At 66.3% G+C, this 5,095-nt stretch carries 4 protein-coding genes; all 4 read right to left on the bottom strand.

The annotated features are described in order from the left end of the window. Positions 1 to 113: 113 nt before the first annotated feature. Positions 114 to 1,655, bottom strand: coding sequence for a F0F1 ATP synthase subunit beta (atpD, locus tag SPR01S_RS20445; RefSeq protein ID WP_245662150.1), 1,542 nt, complete (start codon positions 1,653 to 1,655; stop codon positions 114 to 116). A gap of 114 nt (positions 1,656 to 1,769) precedes the next feature. Beyond that, positions 1,770 to 2,651 carry a F0F1 ATP synthase subunit gamma gene (locus SPR01S_RS20440; RefSeq protein ID WP_066593537.1) on the bottom strand — a complete coding sequence of 294 codons (882 nt, stop codon included), beginning with the start codon at positions 2,649 to 2,651 and terminating at the stop codon, positions 1,770 to 1,772. A gap of 136 nt (positions 2,652 to 2,787) precedes the next feature. After that, positions 2,788 to 4,317, bottom strand: a complete 1,530-nt coding sequence (gene atpA / locus SPR01S_RS20435; protein WP_066593534.1) for a F0F1 ATP synthase subunit alpha — start codon at positions 4,315 to 4,317, stop codon at positions 2,788 to 2,790. An 11-nt stretch (positions 4,318 to 4,328) separates the two neighbouring features. Continuing rightward, positions 4,329 to 4,883, bottom strand: coding sequence for a F0F1 ATP synthase subunit delta (locus SPR01S_RS20430; protein WP_066593531.1), 555 nt, complete (start codon positions 4,881 to 4,883; stop codon positions 4,329 to 4,331). Positions 4,884 to 5,095 lie beyond the last annotated feature (212 nt).

Genomic DNA, 5,095 nt, shown 5'->3' with positions numbered 1-5,095 from the left:
GAGCCGGAGGCTCGCGCGGCGCTCGGGCGCCGCTCCCCTCATCCAAGCTCCGCTAGGCGGCACGCCGCCAAGCTTCGCTATCCTTCTCCCACAAGGGGAGAAGGAAGAGAGTCTTACGCCTCCGCGGCCAGCTTCTCGGCCTTGGCGATGACGCCGTCGATGCCGCCGACCATGTAGAAGGCAGCTTCCGGCAGGTGATCGTACTCGCCGTTCACCACCGCCTTGAACGAGCGGATCGTGTCCTCGATCTGCACGAACTCGCCCGGGATGTTGGTGAACACCTCGGCGACGTGGAACGGCTGCGACAGGAAGCGCTGGATCTTGCGGGCACGGCTGACGGTGAGCTTATCCTCTTCCGACAGTTCGTCCATGCCCAGGATGGCGATGATGTCCTGCAGCGACTTGTACTTCTGCAGGATCGACTGGACCGCGCGGGCCGTCTCGTAATGCTCCTGGCCGACGACGCGCGGTTCGAGCACGCGGCTGGTCGAATCGAGCGGGTCGACCGCCGGATAGATGCCGAGTTCCGAGATCGCGCGGTTGAGCACGGTCGTCGCGTCCAAGTGGGCGAACGAGGTCGCCGGCGCCGGGTCGGTCAAGTCGTCCGCGGGGACGTACACGGCCTGCACCGAAGTGATCGAACCCTTGTTGGTCGAGGTGATGCGCTCCTGCAGCGCGCCCATGTCGGTCGACAGGGTCGGCTGATAGCCCACCGCCGACGGAATACGGCCGAGCAGCGCCGACACTTCGGCGCCCGCCTGGGTGAAGCGGAAGATGTTGTCGACGAAGAACAGCACGTCCTGGCCTTCGACGTCGCGGAAATATTCCGCGATGGTCAGGCCCGAGAGAGCGACGCGGGCACGCGCGCCTGGCGGCTCGTTCATCTGGCCATAGACCAAAGCGACCTTCGATCCCTCGCTGACGGCGTTGCCGTCGGCGTCCTTGGCGATGACGCCCGCGTCGAGGAATTCGTGATAGAGGTCGTTGCCCTCACGCGTGCGCTCGCCGACGCCGGCGAACACCGAGGTGCCGCCATGGCCCTTGGCGATGTTGTTGATCAGCTCCTGGATCAGCACGGTCTTGCCGACGCCGGCGCCGCCGAACAGGCCGATCTTGCCGCCCTTGGCGTAGGGCGCGAGCAGGTCGATCACCTTGATGCCGGTGACCAGGATCGAGCTCTCGGTCGACTGGTCGACGAACAAAGGAGCGTCGGCGTGGATCGGCGCGGTCTGCGTGGCGTTGACCGGGCCGCGCTCGTCGATCGGCTCGCCGATGACGTTGAGGATGCGGCCGAGCGTGGCCGGGCCGACCGGCACGCGGATCTGCGAGCCGGTATCGGTGACGTTCTGGCCGCGGGTCAGGCCCTCGGTCGAGTCCATCGCGATCGTGCGGACGGTGTTCTCGCCCAGATGCTGCGCGACTTCGAGGACCAGGCGGTTGCCGTTATTGTCGGTCTCGAGCGCCGACAGGATCGCCGGCAGGCGGTCGGGGAAGCTCACGTCGACGACCGCGCCGATCACCTGGCTGATGACGCCGACATTGTTGGTCGTCGCGACGGGCGCGGTGGTGGTCGCCTCGGCCTTGGGCGCGGCGGCCTTGCGCGGAGCGGCCGGCTTCTTGGCCGGGGCCTTGGTCTTGGGAGCAGCGGTTGCCATGATGTCCTACCTTGCTTCTTCAATTCGTCGCCCCGGCGGAGGCCGGGGCCGCTAAGTTAAACGCGTCGGCTCCGCCGCAAGGCGGCCCCGGCCTCCGCCGGGGCGACGCGGGAATTACAGCGCCTCGGCGCCCGAAATAATTTCCACCAGTTCGGTCGTAATCGCGGCCTGGCGGGCGCGGTTGTACTGGATCGACAGCCGCTTGATCAGGTCGCCGGCGTTGCGCGTGGCATTGTCCATCGCGGTCATCTTGCTGCCCTGCTCCGACGCCGAATTCTCGCGGATCGCGCGGAACAGCTGGATCGCGACGTTGCGCGGCAGCAGGTCGGCGAGGATTTCCTCCTCATCCGGCTCGTAATCGACCGCGGCGCTGACGCCCGTCGTGTCGGCGGCGATCGCCGGGATCGACACCGGGATGATCTGCTGCTCGGTCGGTTCCTGCGTCAGCACCGATTTGAAGCGCGAATAGAACAGGTGCGCGACATCGAACTCGCCGGCTTCGAACCGCGCGATCAGGTCGTCGGCATAGCCGTGCGCATCGGCGAAGCGGAGCTTGTCGAGCGCGCCGGGTTCGATCGAGTGGATGAAGTCGTTGGGGTACAAGCGGTTGAGCACCGCACGGCCCTTCTTGCCGATGGTGTAGAACTTGACCGTCTTGCCCTCGGCGATCAGCTCGGCGGCGCGGCGCCGCGCCAGGCGCGCGATATTGGTGTTGAACGCGCCGGCCAGGCCCTTGTCCGACGTCGCCACCACAAACAGATGCACCTGATCGCGGCCGGTGCCGGCCAGCAATTTGGGCGAGTTCGGGCCGACGGTGACGGTCGAGGCGAGGCTCGCCACCACCTTCTCCAGCCGCTCGGCATAGGGGCGGCCGGCCTCGGCCGCTTCCTGCGCGCGGCGCAGCTTGGCGGCGGCGACCATCTTCATCGCCTTGGTGATCTTCTGCGTCGACTTCACCGAGCCGATGCGGATCTTGAGGGCCTTAAGACTTGCCATCGTTTCCTTCTTCTCCCTCTCCCCTCTGGGGAGAGGGCCGGGGAGAGGGGCAGTGCAACCAACGTCGCGTTCTGCCCCTCTCCCGACTTCGCTTCGCTCGTCTGCCCTCTCCCGGGTGGGGAGAGGGCGAAGTTAATTACGCAAACGTCTTCGCGAAGGCGTCGAGCGCGGCCTTGAGCTGGTCGCGGACGTCGTCCTTCAGGTCCTTGCTGTCGCGGATCGACTTCAGGATGCCGGCATGGTTCGCGCGCATGTCGGCGAGCATCGCCGCTTCGTAGCGCACCACGTCCTGCGTCGCGACCGTATCGAGATAGCCCTGCGTACCCGCGAAGATCGACACCGTCTGCTCCTCGAACGGCAGCGGGCTGAACTGCGGCTGCTTGAGCAACTCGGTCAGGCGCGCGCCGCGGTTGAGCAACTTCTGGGTCGAGGCGTCGAGGTCCGAGCCGAACTGCGCGAACGCCGCCATCTCGCGATACTGGGCGAGCTCGAGCTTGATCGAGCCGGACACCTTCTTCATCGCCTTGGTCTGCGCGGCCGAGCCGACGCGCGACACCGACAGACCGACGTTGATGGCGGGACGGATGCCCGCGAAGAACAAATCGGTTTCGAGGAAGATCTGGCCGTCGGTGATCGAGATCACGTTGGTCGGGATATAGGCCGACACGTCGCCCGCCTGGGTCTCGATGATCGGCAGCGCGGTCAGCGACCCGCCGCCCATCGCGTCCGACATCTTGGCGGCGCGCTCGAGCAGGCGCGAGTGGAGATAGAAGACGTCGCCCGGATAGGCTTCGCGGCCCGGCGGGCGGCGCAGCAGCAGCGACATCTGGCGATAGGCGACTGCCTGCTTCGACAGATCGTCGAACACGATCAGCGCGTGCATGCCGTTGTCGCGGAAATATTCGCCCATCGCGGTGCCGGTATAGGGCGCGAGGAACTGCAGCGGGGCCGGCTCCGACGCGGTCGCGGCGACGACGATCGAATAGTCCATCGCGCCGTTCTCGGTCAGTGTCTTGACGAGCTGCGCGACGGTCGAGCGCTTCTGGCCGACCGCGACATAGACGCAATAGAGCTTCTTCGATTCGTCGTCGCCGGCGTTGACCGTCTTCTGGTTGATGAAGGTGTCGATCGCGACGGCCGACTTGCCGGTCTGGCGGTCGCCGATGATCAGCTCGCGCTGGCCGCGGCCGACGGGAACGAGCGCGTCGATCGCCTTCAGGCCCGACTGCATCGGCTCCGAAACAGACTGCCTCGGGATGATGCCCGGCGCCTTCACCTCGACGCGGCTGCGCTTCTCGGCGACGATCGGCCCCTTGCCGTCGATCGGATTGCCGAGGCCGTCCACGACGCGACCGAGCAGGCCCTTGCCGACGGGGACGTCGACGATGGTGCCGGTCCGCTTGACGACGTCGCCTTCCTTGATCTCGGCGTCCGAGCCGAAGATCACGACGCCGACATTGTCGGCCTCGAGGTTGAGCGCCATGCCCTGCACGCCATTGGCGAACTCGACCATCTCGCCCGCCTGGACGTTGTCGAGGCCGTGGATGCGGGCGATGCCGTCACCGACCGACAGCACCTGGCCGGTTTCCGAGACTTCCGCCTCGGTGCCGAAATTGGCGATCTGGTCCTTGATGACCTTGGAGATTTCTGCGGCGCGGATGTCCATGATTAAAACCTTCAGCCTTTCATCGCGTGCGCGAGGGTATTGAGACGGGTACGGATCGAGGAATCGATCATCTGCGATCCGATACGAACGACCAGGCCGCCGAGCAGCGACTGGTCGACATTCAATTCAACGGCGACCTCGCGGCCGATCCGCTGGCGGAGCTGCTGCTTGAGCTCGCTTACCTGCGCGTCCGACAGCGGATGCGCGGACGTCACCTCGGCGGTGGTCTCGCCGCGATAGTTCGCCGCCAGGCCGCGGAACGCGCGGATGATCGCCGGCAACTGGCCGAGACGCCGGTTGTGCGCGAGCACGCCCAGGAAACTGCTGGTCGTCGCGTCGAGCTTCATCACACCGGCCACGGCGGCGATCGCCTTGGCGGCGTCGAGTCGGCCGATCAGCGGGCTGGTGGTCAGCGTCTTGAAGTCGGCCGATTCGGCCAGCGCCTGGCGGATCGTCGCCAGACTCGCTTCGACCGTGTCGATCGCCTTCGATTCGCGGGCGAGCTCGAACAGCGCGGTTGCGTACCGTCCGCCTAAGCTCGCTTGAATACCGCCGGATTGCTCCACGCGATGATGGTCCTTTTCAAAAGGGTATGTGGCCCCATACGAAAAGAGGGCAGCCCCGAGGCGCCCTCTATGGGTTGGCGCGCGACTAGCATCGGGGGGGCGGGGATGCAACCCGGTGCTTTAGGATGAGGTGCAGAGTAGGGTGGCCTTGCACTCCTAAGCCCCTCTCCCGCGTGCGGGAGAGGGAGGGGCCCGCCGCCATAGGCGGTGGG

Origin of the sequence: Sphingomonas pruni NBRC 15498 (assembly GCF_001598455.1) — a bacterium.
In the GTDB taxonomy this organism is placed as follows: domain Bacteria; phylum Pseudomonadota; class Alphaproteobacteria; order Sphingomonadales; family Sphingomonadaceae; genus Sphingomonas; species Sphingomonas pruni.
This window is presented reverse-complemented; position numbering and strand designations above follow the sequence as displayed.